Here is a 15758-nt window from a genome sequence, read left to right on the forward strand (position 1 = left end):
CGGTCGCTGCGACCCACCGCGGGTCGGTTGGCGATACTCCTCACCGCACAGGAGGAAATACGGATGGTTACGAGCTTGCGAGCCCCAGAGCTGGCGAAGTCGTGGTGGCGCACATGTCTCGGTCAGTACCCCACAGGCGTCTCGATCATCACGACGGTCGATGGCCTGGGCGCGCCCACGGGCATGGTGGTCGGCACGTTCACCTCGGTATCCGAGGACCCACCGCTGATTGGCTTCCTAGCCTTGCCCTCATCGAAGACCTTCCAGCAGATCCGGCGCAGCGACCGGTTCCGGGTCTCCGTGCTCGGGGCAGGGCACGAGGAGCTGTGCCGCGACTTCGCCTCCAGCTCGATCGACGACCCTTTCACCGAGGACAGCTGGGACTACGACGAGTACGGCATCCCGCGCCTGCGCGACGCTGTCGCCTGGTTCGACGCGACGGTGCACGACGTGCTCCCAGCCGGAGACAATAAGTTCGTCCTGGGACGGGTGCACGACCTGGGCATCGGCGACGGTGTCGGCGCACTCCCGCTGCTTTTCCTCAAGGGCGGCTACGGCTCCTTCACCTCGCTGCGACTGGACTTCGACGCCCGCCAACTCGGCGGCCGTCTCCGGCTCGCCTCGGAGGTGACCGACGCAGTGGCGGAGTTCGCGGACCGGGTGGAGGTCGAGTGCATGCTGGCCACGGTCGCACACGACTCGGTGGTGGTCCTGACGGCGGCGAACGCACGCGCGCAGCTCGTGGGCATGACCTTCCCGTTCGCCGCGCCGATGGCCCCGGGCTTCGCGGCCTGGTCGGACGAGGAAACCCGCAGCCGCTGGATGCGCAGGGCCCGCCGACTGCTGGGCAACGTGGACCACGAGTTCATGCGGGAGACGATCGACTGGGTGCGTGAGTACGGCTACGCCCTGTCGTTCGGGGACACGATGAGCGCCGGTTTCGACGCCATCATGGGGTCCCCCGAGGTCGGGCAGGACGAGGTCGCGCAGCTGTGGGAGCAGATCGCACACGACTACCGGATGCTCAGCCGCAGCGAGTTCCCTGAGCGTCACGTCAGCATGGTCCAAGCTCCCGTCTTCGGCCGAGACGGCATGGCCGAGCTTGAGGTCGTGGTCGGCGGCTTCGGCCCGGGCTGTGATCCCGAGCGCTACCGGGAAGTGGTCGCAGCGACCCTTGACTTCAGCACTGAGCTGACCCGGATGGTCGGCGGCACGCCGCCGGACGACTATGACCCGCGGCTGCCCTGACAGCCCCCGCCGCACCCGCGGGGACGCGACCGGGGCGGGGGCGGCGGTCCGACAGGTCGGACGCCGCCCCGCCAGCGATGAGACGGGTGTGGCGTCACACGCGCGAGGAGCCCAGCGCGTCGTAGCGCTGACGGTCCCGGCCGCGCAACCGGAGGGCGACGCCGATACCGATCACCGCGACCGGCAGGAAGACCAGGGGCATGCCATTGGTCACCGAGGACGTGGAGCCGCTCAGCGCCGAGTAGTTGCGGATTGCGGCCACCGTGCAGGCGCCCAGCAGCAGGGTCGCCAGCACGGGAGTTCCGACATGGGCCACGGTGACCTGTCCTCGTCGGTAGAAGAAAATCGCCACGGAGAGCGAGGTCAGGGTCAACATCGCGAGCAGGCCCAGCGCGCCGAGACCGATGAGCGAGGTCCCAAGGTCCAGCAGCGGGTCGAGCCCGGCGGCGGCGTAGGCCGCGCAGGTGACGCCGAAGATCAGGCCGGTGAGCACCAGGCCGGCGGCCGGGGTGCCGGCTCGCCGGTAGGTCCTGGCCAGGCCTCGTGGCAGGACTCCGTCCCTGGCCAAGGCGAAGAAGTAGCGGGCTGCCGCGTTCTGGAACGCGAGCAGCCCAGCGAAAATGCTGACCACGACCAGGACACTGATGACGTCGGCCCAAACAGAGCCGACGTACCGCTCGGTGACTGCGAACGTGAAGGCGCCCGGTTCCTGTGCGATCAGACCGATCGTCTGATCGAATCCGGCGCCGGCGATGAGGCACCAGGCGGTAACTCCGTCGAACAGGCCGATGATTGCGATCACGTAGTAGGTGGCACGGGGAAGGGTCCGGCGCGGGTGCGCGGTCTCCTCGCTGTAGATGGCCGTCGCTTCGAAGCCCAGGAAGAAGGTGAAGACGTAGACCGCGGCGACGCCGGGGGAGCCGCTGAACACATGGCTGGGGCTGATCGCGTCGAGGGAGAACGCGCCCAGACCGGCTTGTGCGACGATCGCGACGTTGAGGACGGCGATGACCAGCGCTTCGAGGAGCAGCACGACCACCAGGACTCGCGCCGAGAGATCGATACCGAGGACGGCGAGGACGGACGCCACGAAGGCGCCGAGGATCGAGACCATGAGCCACGGGACGTTGATCCCGATGAGCCGGTCGATCAGGTCGGCCCCGAAGTAGCCGAACCCGCCGGCGACCGAGGCCCCCAGCGCTAGATAGGCCAGTACCAGGACGTACGCGGAGCCCAGACCGGCCGGCTTCCCGAGTGCCTGGGAGATGTAGGCGTAGAAGGCACCGGTGTTCTGGATGTGGGGGACGATTCGGACGAAGCCGATCGAGAAGAGGGCCAGCACGATCGCGACCAGGAAGACCGCTCCCGGGGTGCCCACCCCGTTGCCCAGCAGGATCGCCAACGGCACGAGAGCTGTTACGACCGAGAGCGGGGCGGCGGCCGCGATCACCAGGCCGACGACATGCGGCGTCCTGAGGGTGCCCTTCTTGAGGTGATCCGGTGGAGCGCCCGGTACGGGATTGTTCTGGGCAATGGGATCTGCGCGTTCAGTCATCTGCACTCCTCGTGCACGAGTGGGCCACCATGTGCCCCAAGCCTGCTGTCCGGCGCGGTTGGCGAGCCGAGAACTCGTTGGCCCTGGTCGGTGCGACGTCGTTGGCGTTTGCGCGAGAACGTCCCAGCCCATAAGCGGGCCGGGAAGATCCGGGTTCGCTCTGTGGACCGGGTTCGGATATGCGCCCCCCCCCGGGCCGTCTGTCGAGCCTGGGCGTGGTCCAGTTGCTCGGATGACGTCGTTGCCGCCCTGGTCTCGCACCGGCGGTCCGCCAGGTGATCCGTTCGGTTGGTGGCGGTCCGCGCCTTTCCTAGGTTGCGAATACAGCGACCTAGGGAGAGGAAGACGCGTGTCGAAGTCCACTGGCGCCGTGGTGCTGGACCCGAGGTGGTTGCGCGAGTCGGCGGCCCGGCTGATCGAGGCGACGGGGCTGCCGGAGCCCGCTGCCCGGACCGTCGCTGCGTCACTGGTCGACGCCGACCTGCGTGGTGTGCCGTCGCACGGTGTGATGCTGCTGCCGATGTACATCGGTCGGCTTCGGGCCGGGTCGGTCAGCTTCGCCACTGAGGCGGAGGTCGTTGTCGACCTGGGGGCCGTCGCGGTACTAGACGGGCAGCACGCTCTCGGTCAGCTGACCGGGGACCAGGCGATGGGGCTCGCGGTCGCCAAGGCCCAGGAGTTCGGGGTGGGCGCCGTCGCGGTACGTCGGGCCTTCCACTTCGGGAGCGCCTTCCGCTATGTGGCACAGGCCGCGGAGAAGGGCTGTATCGGGCTGGCTGCTGCCAACACCCGGCCGCTCATGCCCGCGTGGGGTGGTGCCGAGGCCGTGGTGGGGAACAACCCGATCGCCTTCGCCGTACCCCGGCCCGGAGGCGAGCCGCTGATCCTCGACATGGCGCTCTCAGCCGCGGCGCTCGGCAAGATTCGGCTCGCCGCTGCAAGCGGGCAGCCGATCCCCGACACTTGGGCCACCGATGTCATCGGCCGACCCACGACCGACGCCGCGCAGGCGCTGGAGGGGATGCTGCTGCCGATGGCAGGCCCGAAGGGGTTCGGGCTGGCTCTGGTCGTCGACGTACTCACCGGCGTGCTGTCTGGAGGGGCTTTCGGGAGGGGGGTGCAGGGGCTGTACGCCGATTTGTCCCGGCCGAACGACTCCGCCCAGTTCTTCCTCGCGATCGACGTCCATGCGTTCTCCGGCACCGCCGAGTTCGGCGAGCGGGTAGAGGAGTTGTGCCGCCAGGTGAGCGGTTCCGCGCGGGCTCCAGGTGTCGACCGGGTCTATCTTCCCGGCCAGCTCGAGGAGGAGCGGGCGGCGGAGGCGACCAGGACCGGGCTCAGGGTTCAGTGGTCGACGCTGTCGGATCTGAAGCGGCTCGCCGCCGAACTGGGCGTGGAGCTGACCTTGCCCCCGTCGGCGCAGGAGGTGGACGCGTGAGGGCGAGTTTCGATGCTGGCGGCAGCGTGGTCGTCGTAACAGGTGGTGCAAGCGGCATCGGTCGGGCGCTGAGCCTGGCCGTCGCGCAGGCGGGTGGCATCGCCGTCGTCCTCGACGTCCAGGTCGCATCGGAGTTGGCCGGGACTCCCGGGGTCGAGCCGGCCGTGGTGGACGTGTCGGACCGGGCGGCCGTCGTCGCCGTGGTCGAGGAGGTCGTGGCGCGACACGGCAAGGTCGACGCGCTGGTGGCCGGTGCCGCGGTGCAGCCGCGGACCACCGTGTCGGAAATGGCCGAGGGGGAGTGGCGCCGGGTCCTTGCGGTGAACCTCGACGGCGTGGTGTGGGCCTGCCAGGCTGTGCTGCCCTCGATGGTGGCCCGGCGGCGGGGGAGCATCGTCCTGTTCACCTCCGGTCTGGCCGGCATGGGCCGCGCGGAAGCCTCCGCCTATGCGGCGAGCAAGGGCGCCACGGTCCCCTTCGCCAAGTCCCTGGCGGCGGAGGTCGCCGGCCAGGGAGTTCGCGTGAACGTGATCGCGCCCGGTGTGATCGACACTCCGCAGTTCCAGGCCGCGAACCCTGAAGGCGGTGAGCGTGAGCACTGGCTGCGCACCACGGGCATCGGCACGCCCGAAGACGTCGTCGGCCCGCTGCTGTTCCTGCTCTCCGACGCCGCGACCATGACCGGCTCGATCCTCACTCGCGAGCGTGCGTTCTCCGGGAGCCGGCTCGACGAAGGACGTGCCCAGTGACCATGTCCAACCTGCCCGTGGCAATCGTCGGTGCGGGTCCGATCGGCCTCATCACTGCCCTCGGCCTGCATCACTACGGTGTCCCGGCGGTGGTGTTCGAGGAAGACCGGCGCCTGTCGATGGACACCAAAGCGGGCACGATCCTGACCAGGACGCTGGAGGTGCTGAGCCGGTACGGCGTCGTGGACGACGTGCTGTCGAAGTCACTGCGCATTGATGAGATCGGCGAACTCGACCGGGCTACCAACGAGCGAACCCTCAGCGTCCGGACCGGCGAACTCACCGAGGACACGCGGTTCCCGTTCGTCATCAACATCCCCCAGCATGAACTCGAGCCGATCCTCCAGGCGGCCCTCGACGAGCGGTGCCAGGGTGCCCTGCACCTGGAGCATCGTCTGCGCTCGGTGATTCGACACGACGACCACGTGGAACTGCATCTGGAGACGCCGGACGGTGACCGGGTCGTACGGGCCGCCTACCTCCTTGCCTGCGACGGTGGCCGTTCGACGGTCCGGGAGCAGTTGGGGATCCAGGTCGAGGGGAAGACCCTCGCCGAGCGGTACATGCTGGTCGACCTCGCCGTCGACCTCGACGGGGCCAACCCTCGGGACTACCCGTATCTCGCGTACTTCGGTGACGCCGCCGAGTGGATGATTCTGGTCCGCCAGCCGCACTGCTGGCGCTTCCTCTTCCCATTGCCCGATGGCCGTCCTGCACCGGACCACGATGAGCTGAAGAAGAAGGCGCTGCGCTTCATCGGCGATGTCGATGACATTTCGGTCATCGGCACCAACATCTACGCCGTCCACCACCGGGTCGCTCGGCAGTGGCGGCGCGGGCGGGTCTTCCTCATGGGGGACGCTGCCCACCTGATCACTCCGATGTGGGCATTGGGTCTCAACACCGGCGTCCTGGACGCCTCGAACCTGCCCTGGCGGCTGGCGTGGGTCCTGCGTGGGTGGGCCACCGAGCAGGTGCTGGACGGTTACGAGCTAGAGCAAGCGCCGCTGGCGACCCTGGGGTCCGGGGAGATGGCCGAGGCCGCCCGCGCGTACATGGGCCGTCGCGCGCACAGCGTGGAAGCCATGACCGAAGGCGACTGGGGGAACGCCTTCACGCGGGCGCTGCTCGGTGTACGGCTCGACGTCGAGGAGGCCGGCAACTGGTCCATGGTGCGTTCGGGCGACCGTCCGGCTCCGGTCCTGGTCGGCGACCGTGCACCGGACCTGCCGATGTACGGCCCCGACGGAACCGTCCACCTGCACGACCTCGTAGCCGACTCCTTCGTCGCCCTGTATTTCACCGACAGTCGGCGACGGCCCGTACTTCCCGAGGACAGCCCGGGGCTCCGCCACTACGTCGTGAGCCGTTGGGACGCGCCGCTCGACTCAGGCGTCCGGGAGCGTGCGCTGTTCGACCCGGCCGACCGGGTCCGGCGCCGGTTCGCCCTCGAGATGGACAGCGCTGTTCTGCTCCGTCCGGACGCTCACGTCGCCGCGATCGTCCCCGTCGACGGCGAGGCCGGTCCGCATGTCCTTGACATCCACCGCCGCATCGTCGGTGGCCCCGACTGCGAAGGAGCAGCATGAGTGCGTCCAAGCCGATGGCCGACCCCGACGGGAACCGCATCGCCCTCGGCCCTGTGGGCCAGGAGGTCGTCTTCGAGAACGACGAGGTCCGGGTCTGGGAGATCACCCTCGAGCCCGGGGCCCGGCAGACGTGGCACCAGCACGAGAACCCCTATCTGGTGATCGCGCTTGAGGCGGCCGACAACCGCATCGACAGCATCGCCGGCGGCGAGCCGCGCTTGGTGCACGAGGAGGTCGGCGGCGTCGTTTACCGCGAACCCGGCGAAATCCACATGCTCACCAACCGCGGGACGACCCGGTACCGCTCGCGCCTGGTCGAACTGAAGTGCCTGGGTGAGAACAACCAGTGAGGACAGACATGAGCAACCCACCTGCCCGCCCGGACACCGTGTCTGAGGAGGAGTGGGCGAACAACCTCAGCGAGCCCGCCGCCTACTCCGGCGAGGCACCCGACAGCTCTCGAGAAAAGGAGGTCTCCCAGAGGGACGGCACCGTGCTCGCTCGCTTCCGGGAGATCCTGCTGCGGACGGGGGACCTGGACTGGGTCGACAAGACGCTGGCGGGACTGTCGCACAAGATGCTCTGGCGCAACGACGAGACGGGCGCCTCGATCGCCCTGGTCCGGTTCGAGAAGGGCTCTGGAATCCCCGACCGGCACAGCCACGCGTCGAACCAGTTCATGTTCTGCCTCAGCGGCCGTTACACCTACGTGCCCACTGAATTCACCCTTATCCCGGGCTCGTTCTACTGGAACCCGAAGGGAAGCCTGCACGGCCCGACCTTCGCGGAGGAGGAAACCGTTCTCCTCGAGATTTACGACGGACCGCATTATCCGACTCAGCCGTCCTGGTACTCGAGCCCAGAGGATGCCCGCTGACCCGGGCCGCCAGCGCCGATCACCGCACCGAAGGAGTCCCGTCGTGCCTAAGAAACTTGTGACAAGTCCTGACCTCGCGCCGCCGAACGGCAACTTCGCCCAGGCGACCCTCATCGAGCCCGGCGCCCGCCTGCTGTTCATCTCCGGCATGACCGCCCGCAACAGGAACGGCGGCGTGACGGGAGTCGGCGACGTCACCGCCCAAACCCATCAGGTCTGCCAGAACCTCCGCGCGGCGGTCGAGGAGGTGGGGGGGACGCTTGGCGACATCGTCCGTCTGGATGTTTACGTCCGGAACATGGAGGATTTCGACGCCATTCACGAAGTGCGGCAACATTATTTCACCGACGAGCCGGCGGCGTCGACGATGGTCGAGGTGTCCAAGTTCGTGAACAAGGATTACCTCATCGAGATCAACGCTATCGCGGCGCTCGGCTGAGGCGCGTCATGAAACTGTGCATCGTCAGGCACGCCTCCGGGCTGCGGACGGGCGTCGTGCGGGACGACGAGGTCGTGCTCCTTCCACCGCAGGCTCCGAGCGTCGACGACGCCGTCCGGAGCCGAGAGGCGCTGGCCGCGATCGAGGATCACGCGCGACGTGGAGAGGTCTGTGCCTTGGGGGACGTGGAGCTGGCGGCCCCTCTGCAACGGTTCAACCGGGACATCCTTTGCAGCGGTTGGAACTACTGGGATCACTACGAGGAGTCCCAGGGCAAGCGCGAAGGCCAGGACCCGGCTGCCCGTCCGGAGCATCCGACGTTCTTCACCAAGGGACCGGGTACGGTGATCGGCCCGGCCGACAACATCGCCTACGATCCCGCGATCTCCGGCAAATGGGACTACGAGGCCGAGCTCGCGCTCGTCATCGGCCGGGCGGCACGCAATGTCGACCCGGAGGAGGCTTTGGGCCACGTCGCCGGTTATCTGGTCGCCAACGACGTTTCACAGCGCGACCTGCAGCGCGCTCACGGTGGCCAATGGCTCAAGGGCAAGAGCATTGACGCGACGATGCCGATCGGCCCATGGGTGACCACGTCGGACGAGGTCGAGAACCCTCACGAACTTCAGATCAGTTGTGAGCTCAACGGCGAGATCCTGCAAGACGCATCCACCCGGCAGATGGCCTTCGGGTTGGGGGACCTCATCGCCGAGTTGAGCTTCGGGATGACCCTTCACCCGGGCGACGTCCTGCTGACCGGCACGCCCAGCGGGATAGGTAATGCGCGTGAGCCTCAGATCTTCCTCCGTGACGGCGACTTCCTCGTGACCCGCGTCAGTGGTCTGGGCGAGCTTCACAACCGGGTTGGGCATATGACGGCCGGGGCTGGTGCGTGATGGGCGGCATCGACGTGCACGCCCACCTTGCGCCCCGGCTTCCGGTGAAGGGCGCGCTGCCGGGGCCCTCGAACCTTTACGAGCCCGCCGCGCTGGTCGACTGGCTCCGGCAACGCGGCCTTGTCGCGGCCGCGGTCTCCGTCCCGCCGCCGTTCTACCGCCAGCAGCTCGATGCGGACGAGGCGCGAACCTGGGTTCGGTCTCTCAACGACGGCCTCTGCGAGCTCCTCGCGCCGTACCCTCAGCTGGTACCGCTCGGCTACCTGCCGATGGAGCACCCGGACGTGGCGCGAGCCGAGCTCGATCGGCTTCACGGGGACCACCGCTGGGGCGGCTTCACGGGGGCGGCCGGCGGTCGGTCCGTACTCGACGCCCCTGACCTCGCGAAGGTATGGCGAGGACTGGAAGAAAACAGTTCGGCCCTGCTACTCCACCCAGGGCACTCACCGGATCGGCGGCTTGAGGCGTACTACCTGGCCAACCTACTGGGCAACCCCGTGGAGACAGGTGTCGCCCTCGCTCAGTTGCTCTTCGGTGACGTACTCGGACGCCACCCGGCCCTGAAAGTGGCTCTGGTGCACTGCGGAGGCGTAGTGACCGCGGTCACCGGGCGATGGCGGCAGGGGATCGAGACGGCCCGGCCGGGAGTCGAGCCATTGAGCCGTGACATGGCCGAGGCATTGCACGGCGTCTGGGTGGACAACCTCGCACACGACGCCGCACTCATCGACCTCGCGATCAGCTGCTTCGGCCGGGACCGGATGGTCCTCGGCAGCGACTGGCCGTTCCCGATGGGGAACGACGACCCGCAATCCGCGGTCGCTCACCTCGATGATGAGCTCGCGGCCGCCATAACCGAGGCCAACGCCCTCGACCTCCTCGGCGGTCGTGAGGTGTGGCGGAAGGTCGTTGGCAGCGCGTGAACCGGGCGGCGCTGACCGGGCCTGTCGGCACACCAGTTCGGCTTGTGCCGATCCGCACACCGGACCGATCCCTTGGCTGCCCGGCACGACCCGCACAGGATCATCAGAACGAGGGCAGGAGAGGTATGGCATTGAGTGATGCCCGAGGGCTCCACCCGAGAAGCATCCCGGCGTTGCTGCTGCGGGCCGCGGAAGAGCACGGGGATAAGCCCCTGGTGCGCTTCGACGACGCCGAGCGCAGCTTCACCGGGATGGGCACGGTCGCCAGAGAGACCGCGACCGTGCTGGCCGCAGCCGGCATTGGACGCGGCGACCGGGTGGTGATGATGGCGGACAACCGAGTGGAAATCCTCGACCTGGTCGTGGGCTGCGCGTGGCTGGGAGCCGTCGTCGTCCCGGTGAACGCGGCGTTGCGGGGCGAGGCGCTACGACACCAGGTTCAACATTGCGAGCCGAGACTCGTGGTCGTCGACGCGACGGCCGACCGTGCCCTACAGGACGCGGTGGGAGAAAGCCGGCCGGCGACCTGCGTCCTAGGCCCGGAGGGCGGCGAAGGCCTGGCGCAGCGGTTCGGCACCGGCGATCTCGCCAATCGATCCATCGCCGCCACCTGCGATCCCGCCCCGAGCCGCCCGGGAGACACCGCCGCGATCCTGTTCACCTCGGGCACCACCGGACCGGCGAAGGGCGTCGAGTGCCCCCACGCGCAGTTCCTCGCCTGGGGGCGCAACGTCGGCGACCAGCTTCACCTGTCTGCCGACGACGTCCTCTACACCTGTCTGCCGCTCTTTCACGTCAACGCGCTCGGAACGTTCTTCCAGGCCCTGCACCACGGTGCGACCATGCTGGTCGGCCCCAAGTTCTCCGCGTCGAGATTGGGTGAGCGGCTCACGCAGACCGACGCCACCGTGACCTACCTGCTAGGCGCAATGGTCAACATGGTGCTTGCCAAGCCAGAGACTCCGAGCGACCGTGCCCACCGGGTCACCCGTGCCCTCGCCCCAGGCACCGGCTCCGAGAGCGCACGGCAGTTCCGAGAACGCTTCGGCATCGAGCTGGTCGACTCCTACGGCTCCACCGAGACCAACGCGGTCATCGGCAGTGAGCCCGGCACGACCCGGCCGGGGTGGATCGGCCCCTGTCGCGCCGGGTTCGACGCGCGCGTAGTCGACGAGCACGACATCCCAGTGCCTGACGGCGAGTCCGGCGAGCTGGTGCTGCGGGCCACGGAGCCGTTCGCCTTCGCCACCGGCTACTTCAAGGAACCCGCAAAGACAGTGACCACCCGGCGGAACCTGTGGCTGCACACCGGTGACCGAGTCGTCAGATCCGAGGACGGGTGGTTCCGTTTCGTTGACCGGAAGGGTGACTCGATCCGCCGCCGCGGCGAGAACATCTCAAGCCACGACGTCGAACAGGCCATCGGATCTCACCCGAACGTCAGCCAGGTCGCGGCATACGCCGTGCCGTCCTCGCTCAGCGAGGACGAGGTCGCCGTGGCCGTGGTCGTGGAGCCCGGACATGAGCTCGCTGCTCATGACATCGTCGCCTGGTGCCAGGACCGGCTTGCGCCGTTCGCCGTTCCCCGCTTCGTGCGAGTGATGGATGATCTCCCGCTGACCCCTCAAGGCAAGGTCCGCAAGCAGGTGCTACGAGACCAGGGCACCACGGCCGCGTGGGATCGCGAGATCGAGGCCGTGCCCGAGAGGACGGTGCAGGCGTGAGGATCTTGTGGCAAAGCTTCACCGCTTCCGGATCGGAATACCACGCCGCCCTGCAGGAGCACCTGAACAGCCTGGCCAGGACAGGCACGACCGTGGAGGTCGCGGGCCTGTCGCCGGCCGACGACACCGTCCACCGCCTGTCGGAAGCCCGATGCGGCTACCAGGTCGTGCGGCAGAACCTCGACGCCCCGCAACGCGGCTACGACGCGGTCGTGATCGGCCACTTCCAGGATGGTGGGTTGCACGAGCTGCGCGGCGCCCTCGACGTCCCGGTCGCCGGACTCGGCGAGTCCTCCATGCACCAGGCCATGATGCTCGGAGAGGCGTTCGGCTTGGTCACCATCCACTGCGGATTCTCGTGGTACCACCGCCAGCAGGTCGAGCGGTACGGGATCCAAGCTCGGTTCGCCGGGGTGCGCGCCATGGAGACCACAGCGCAGACCTACTTCCGGGCCTTCAAGGGAGATGAAGAGTCCCTGGCCCTGGTGGGGAAGCAGTTCCGGGAGGAGGCCATGCGCCTGGTCGAGGCTGGCGCGGAGGTGATCATTCCCGCGGGCGGGCTTCCGGCGCTGCTTCTGTGGCGCATGGACATGCTCCCGGACCTGGATGGCGCGGCGGTGCTGGACCCGATCGGCACGGCTCTGGGAACCGCGGAGATGTGGGCGCACCTCGGCTCCCGCCACCTTCAACCTGGGCGCCGCGGACCGTTCGCCAGCCCCGACCAGGCCGTCTTGGACGACTTTCGGACCCTGAGTCCGGAAGCAGATTGAAATCACCTTAAGAGGAGAGAAATGAGCAGCATCCAGCGCACCGCCCACGCCGTCTGGCAAGGGGCGCTTGACACGGGGCACGGCGAGCTGAGCGCCGAGAGCGGAGCCTTCACCGACCTCGTCTACACGTTCGCCAGCCGCACCGCTGAGAAGCCGGAGCATACCGACCCCGAAGAGCTGCTCGCAGCCGCCCACGCGGGCTGCTTCGCGATGGCCCTCAACAGTGAGCTGACCCAAGGGAAGGCGACCCCCGCACGGATCGAGGTGAGCGCCGAGGTGACCCTCGGGCCCACGCCAGAGGGGCGCCGCATCACCCACAGTTCACTGACCGTAGAGGCACGCTTCGACCAAGCGGTCGAGCCGGACTGGTTCCAAGGCAAGCTCGGCGCGGCGGACCGCCGCTGCCCCTTCTCCGCGCTGGTGCGTGCCAGTGGCGCGGTCGAGGTGTCCGGCACGGTCGTGCGGTGAACGGTCGAGGCCGCGACGATGACCGGAGGGAGGGAGAGTGCGTGCGGTGATCACCGCGGCGTACGAGACGCCGTATGAACGGCATCCCGGCGTGCCGGTCGGCACGCAGACCCTGCTCGCCGATGCCGTGCTCGGCCTTCTCCGGGAGGCCGGCCTCTCCCTGCAAGACGTGGACGGATTGGGGGTGAGCAGCTTCACGATCCACCCCGACCACGTCATCGACGTGGCCTGGAAGCTCGGGATCAGTCCACGCTGGCTCATGCAGGATCCACTCGGTGGGGCAAGCGGAATCAACCTGCTCCAGCACGCCGTCCGCGCGGTCGAGGCCGGCGACGCTTCGGCGATCGTCCTCGTCGCCGGTGACCGCATGGACAAGCAGAATCTGCGCAGCCTCAACGCCGGCTACAACCGCGTCACCCAAGAGCATCTGGCTCCACTGGGGCTCGGGGGCCCGAACCCGCTGTTCGCCATGCTCACCCGCCGGCACATGGAGAGCACGGGCCTGTCCGAGGCGGACTACGCACAGGTCGCGCTCGCCCAGCGCCGCTGGGCCGCGACCAATCCCGGGGCGGTGTACCGCGGCCCACTGACCCTTGAGGACTACCTCGCCGCCCGCGTGGTGAGCCCCCCGCTGCGCATCTTCGACTGCGTACCGATCGTCTCGGGCGCCGACGCCATCCTCGTTCAGGCGGACTCAGGCGGGACGCGAGCCCCGAGGGTCGAGGTCACCGCGATCAAAGCGGGCCACAACCCCGATCACCAGGTGGGGAGCGGACTGGTGACGGGACTGGCCGCGGTCCACGACGAGTTCTGGGAGGCGGCAGGACTAGGCCCCCAAGACGTCGACTTGGTCGGCGTGTACGACGACTACCCCGTGATGGTGGTCGAGCAGCTCGTAGACCTGGGTTTCGTGCCGGACTCGGACCTGGAGCGCTTTCTGAACCACCAGCTCAAGGAAGCCGTGCTCCCGGTGAACACCTCCGGAGGCCAGCTCTCGGCGGGACAAGCAGGCGCAGCCGGCGGCATGCACTTCCTGGTCGAGGCCGTGAACCAGCTCCTGCACCGGCGCGGGGGCGGACAGGTGGAGGGCGCGCGCACGGCCGTAGTGGCAGGCTACGGAATGGTCCTCTACCGCTACGGAGCCTGCTCGAACGTCGTGGCCTTGCGAAGGGTGGACCGATGATGGGTGAGCAGCACGGTGTCACCATCCTCCAATGTGCGGGCTGTGCCGAGGCATGGTTCCCCAGCCGGGTGCTATGTCCGGCTTGTGGCTCGGATGGCTGGATCCCCGCTCGGGTGACCGAGTGCGAAGTGGAGGACGTTACGGAGCCGCCTGGACGCCCACGAGGTGTCGCCACAGTCCGCAGCCGGGGAGTGAGGATGGTGGCCTCGGTGCCCCTCGGCTCCCTGCCAGGTGACCGGCTGCCCCTCTCCTCGACCCGGGAACTGGAAGGCGTGGCGTGGATCCCGGCACCCGACCCGCACCCCACCGGCTGACACCAGGGCGCTGAAGCCCGGCGGATCCGGATGATGTGCCGGCTCCAGTCCGCCGGAGCCGCAGCTCGTGGACGCCTTCGTCTAGACCGCGATCTGGGCACGTCGGGACGTCGGTCCCGCCCGCGAGGCGCCCGTCGCAGCCGGCAGACGACGGCTGATGTCACCGGCGGTGGCCCAGAGCGCATGGAGGACCTGCTGATCGTCCTTGCGTTCCATCGGCCTCGTCACCGAGACAGCGGCGACTACGCGGTCGCTGCTGCCGTGGGTCACCGGCACCGAGAGCGTCTTAAAGCCGGTGAGGCACTGCTGGCGTTCCTCGGAGTAGCGTTGCTCGCGGATCCGGGCGAACGGGGCACGCAACTCGGAGTGGTGGCCGACACCGAGCGTGGTGAGGGCTTCGCGGTCGAGGTGTGTCAGCGCTTGCGGATCGCCGTGGGCGAGGAACAGGCGCCCGGAGGCGGTGAACCAGCTTGGGACACGAGTGTCCACCGCGGTGACGACGCGCATCTCACGGCGCCCGACGAGCCGCTCGAGGTAGACGCAGTCAAAACCCTGCGGGACGGCGAGGTGGATGGCGGCTTTCATGGCTGCGTGTAGATCCATCAAGGCAGGACGCGCGACGCCGCGCAGATTGGCAGGACCCGGGACCAGCTGACCAAGCTCGAAGATACGCCAGCCGAGTTGATAACCCTTCGGGGTTCGCGTCAGGTAGCCGAGCTCCACTAGTTCAACCGCCAAGCGGTGGGTCGTCGCCTTGGGGACGCCCGACCTCCGACTCAGTTCAGTTAGCCCGAGCGTAGCGGTCTCATAGGTGAAGGCGGCCAGCAACTGGTGGGTCTTGGCGAGTACCGAGGGGCGCGGACCTGCGGCCTCGTCCTCGATCTCGTCGTCTGTGGTGTAGGGCATGACGTCCCTTGGCCGTTCTCGGTTAAGTAACCCCAGTTTTGCACGCTCGTCCTGTGATTGTCATTACTATGCGTTGATCAAATGCGGGCCGGGCACGCTTCCGGTCAGTCTTGACGTCGACGACCGGCGCGCCGCCACCCATGCGGTCACGTGCAAAAACATGCATGCCGTCGACGTCGAGCAGGTAACCAGCCGTGGAGGCGCCCGCCGACGACAGCAGCCTTCGCCTGCGCTCGCTCGGCCGAACAGGAAATTACGCGCGACGCAGTTCGGAAGCCATTGCGGTCCAGTCAGCGAACCGCGTGATTGTGCTGTTCACCATAACGTTTACAGGCTGGTCTCTATAGGTCACGCTGCCTCGCTGTAGACGCCAGTTCTGGCACGCCTCGATGTGCCAAACCCGACGTCGAGGCGAGTGCTTCCGAACCGACCCGCGCGCTGCTACGAAATGAACGATCTCGAAAGGAGACACCATGGCTGACATTACCGTCCGCTACGCGTATGCCGACACACCTCTCAGACAACTGCACTACGCGGAGGCCGGGGTCGGCGTGTCAATCCCCTGAAAGTGTGGAGACTGGTTATGCCACCTTGGCCCCGGCGTAGTGGGCTGTTGTGGCCCTCCTCTTCTCGGTGATCTGCTGCTCGAACACCACCGGCGGTAGCCCGTCGTTGGCGC

At 68.1% G+C, this 15758-nt stretch carries 15 protein-coding genes; 13 read left to right on the forward strand and 2 right to left on the reverse strand.

What is annotated here, in order from left to right:
- The first annotated feature begins 63 nt into the window (after window positions 1-63).
- Window positions 64-1248, forward strand: coding sequence for a flavin reductase (locus ACTWPP_RS42160; RefSeq protein ID WP_443110087.1), 1185 nt, complete (start codon window positions 64-66; stop codon window positions 1246-1248).
- Window positions 1249-1342: 94 nt separating this feature from the next.
- Here ACTWPP_RS42160 and ACTWPP_RS42165 read toward each other — a convergent pair whose 3' ends face one another.
- Window positions 1343-2803, reverse strand: a complete 1461-nt coding sequence (locus tag ACTWPP_RS42165) for an APC family permease (RefSeq protein ID WP_443110088.1) — start codon at window positions 2801-2803, stop codon at window positions 1343-1345.
- 349 nt (window positions 2804-3152) lie between these two features.
- On the opposite strand from ACTWPP_RS42165, the gene ACTWPP_RS42170 reads away from it, so the two are divergent.
- The 12 genes from ACTWPP_RS42170 to ACTWPP_RS42225 all read left to right on the forward strand — a co-directional run bounded on the left by ACTWPP_RS42170 (window position 3153) and on the right by ACTWPP_RS42225 (window position 13859).
- Entirely contained in the window at window positions 3153-4241 is a 1089-nt protein-coding gene (locus ACTWPP_RS42170; RefSeq protein ID WP_443110089.1) for an Ldh family oxidoreductase, read from the forward strand.
- The gene (locus ACTWPP_RS42175) at window positions 4238-4990 is read left to right on the forward strand and encodes an SDR family NAD(P)-dependent oxidoreductase (RefSeq protein WP_443110090.1); all 753 of its coding nucleotides are present in this window, start codon (window positions 4238-4240) and stop codon (window positions 4988-4990) included. Before ACTWPP_RS42170 ends, ACTWPP_RS42175 begins: the two co-directional genes overlap by 4 nt.
- 2 nt (window positions 4991-4992) lie before the next feature.
- A complete protein-coding gene (locus ACTWPP_RS42180) occupies window positions 4993-6579 on the forward strand; it encodes an FAD-dependent monooxygenase (RefSeq protein WP_443110102.1) in 1587 nt (528 codons plus the stop codon).
- Window positions 6576-6929, forward strand: a complete 354-nt coding sequence (locus ACTWPP_RS42185) for a hypothetical protein (RefSeq protein WP_443110091.1) — start codon at window positions 6576-6578, stop codon at window positions 6927-6929. The genes ACTWPP_RS42180 and ACTWPP_RS42185 overlap by 4 nt, the downstream gene beginning before the upstream one ends.
- An 8-nt stretch (window positions 6930-6937) precedes the next feature.
- Entirely contained in the window at window positions 6938-7456 is a 519-nt protein-coding gene (locus tag ACTWPP_RS42190) for a cupin domain-containing protein (RefSeq protein ID WP_443110092.1), read from the forward strand.
- A 43-nt stretch (window positions 7457-7499) separates the two neighbouring features.
- Entirely contained in the window at window positions 7500-7895 is a 396-nt protein-coding gene (locus tag ACTWPP_RS42195; RefSeq protein WP_443110093.1) for a RidA family protein, read from the forward strand.
- Between the two features lie 8 nt (window positions 7896-7903).
- Window positions 7904-8791: a fumarylacetoacetate hydrolase family protein gene (locus ACTWPP_RS42200; protein ID WP_443110094.1), complete on the forward strand. Its 888-nt coding sequence runs from the start codon at window positions 7904-7906 to the stop codon at window positions 8789-8791.
- The gene (locus ACTWPP_RS42205; protein WP_443110095.1) at window positions 8791-9714 is read left to right on the forward strand and encodes an amidohydrolase family protein; all 924 of its coding nucleotides are present in this window, start codon (window positions 8791-8793) and stop codon (window positions 9712-9714) included. The genes ACTWPP_RS42200 and ACTWPP_RS42205 overlap by 1 nt, the downstream gene beginning before the upstream one ends.
- Before the next feature lie 173 nt (window positions 9715-9887).
- On the forward strand, window positions 9888-11438 hold the full coding sequence (locus tag ACTWPP_RS42210; RefSeq protein ID WP_443110096.1) for an AMP-binding protein: 1551 nt from the start codon (window positions 9888-9890) through the stop codon (window positions 11436-11438).
- A complete protein-coding gene (locus ACTWPP_RS42215) occupies window positions 11435-12208 on the forward strand; it encodes an aspartate/glutamate racemase family protein (RefSeq protein WP_443110097.1) in 774 nt (257 codons plus the stop codon). The genes ACTWPP_RS42210 and ACTWPP_RS42215 overlap by 4 nt, the downstream gene beginning before the upstream one ends.
- A gap of 21 nt (window positions 12209-12229) precedes the next feature.
- Window positions 12230-12676 (forward strand): OsmC family peroxiredoxin, encoded by a 447-nt coding sequence (locus tag ACTWPP_RS42220; protein WP_443110098.1) that lies wholly within the window; start codon window positions 12230-12232, stop codon window positions 12674-12676.
- A 37-nt stretch (window positions 12677-12713) separates the two neighbouring features.
- Window positions 12714-13859 (forward strand): thiolase family protein, encoded by a 1146-nt coding sequence (locus ACTWPP_RS42225; RefSeq protein WP_443110099.1) that lies wholly within the window; start codon window positions 12714-12716, stop codon window positions 13857-13859.
- A gap of 395 nt (window positions 13860-14254) precedes the next feature.
- On the opposite strand, the gene ACTWPP_RS42230 is transcribed toward ACTWPP_RS42225, so the two are convergent.
- On the reverse strand, window positions 14255-15079 hold the full coding sequence (locus ACTWPP_RS42230) for an IclR family transcriptional regulator (RefSeq protein WP_443110100.1): 825 nt from the start codon (window positions 15077-15079) through the stop codon (window positions 14255-14257).
- Window positions 15080-15758 lie beyond the last annotated feature (679 nt).

The sequence above is a fragment of the Actinomadura sp. 3N407 genome, from assembly GCF_052245875.1.
Classification (GTDB): Bacteria; Actinomycetota; Actinomycetes; order Streptosporangiales; family Streptosporangiaceae; genus Spirillospora.

What these genes read in the sequence shown, in the direction of transcription:
- ACTWPP_RS42160 (WP_443110087.1), top strand. Translation starts at nt 64, where the DNA reads ATGGTTACGAGCTTGCGAGCCCCAGAGCTGGCGAAGTCGTGGTGGCGC.
- ACTWPP_RS42200 (WP_443110094.1), top strand. Translation starts at nt 7,904, where the DNA reads ATGAAACTGTGCATCGTCAGGCACGCCTCCGGGCTGCGGACGGGCGTC.
- ACTWPP_RS42205 (WP_443110095.1), top strand. Translation starts at nt 8,791, where the DNA reads ATGGGCGGCATCGACGTGCACGCCCACCTTGCGCCCCGGCTTCCGGTG.
- ACTWPP_RS42220 (WP_443110098.1), top strand. Translation starts at nt 12,230, where the DNA reads ATGAGCAGCATCCAGCGCACCGCCCACGCCGTCTGGCAAGGGGCGCTT.
- ACTWPP_RS42185 (WP_443110091.1), top strand. Translation starts at nt 6,576, where the DNA reads ATGAGTGCGTCCAAGCCGATGGCCGACCCCGACGGGAACCGCATCGCC.
- ACTWPP_RS42190 (WP_443110092.1), top strand. Translation starts at nt 6,938, where the DNA reads ATGAGCAACCCACCTGCCCGCCCGGACACCGTGTCTGAGGAGGAGTGG.
- ACTWPP_RS42180 (WP_443110102.1), top strand. Translation starts at nt 4,993, where the DNA reads ATGTCCAACCTGCCCGTGGCAATCGTCGGTGCGGGTCCGATCGGCCTC.
- ACTWPP_RS42230 (WP_443110100.1), bottom strand. Translation starts at nt 15,079, where the DNA reads ATGCCCTACACCACAGACGACGAGATCGAGGACGAGGCCGCAGGTCCG.
- ACTWPP_RS42165 (WP_443110088.1), bottom strand. Translation starts at nt 2,803, where the DNA reads ATGACTGAACGCGCAGATCCCATTGCCCAGAACAATCCCGTACCGGGC.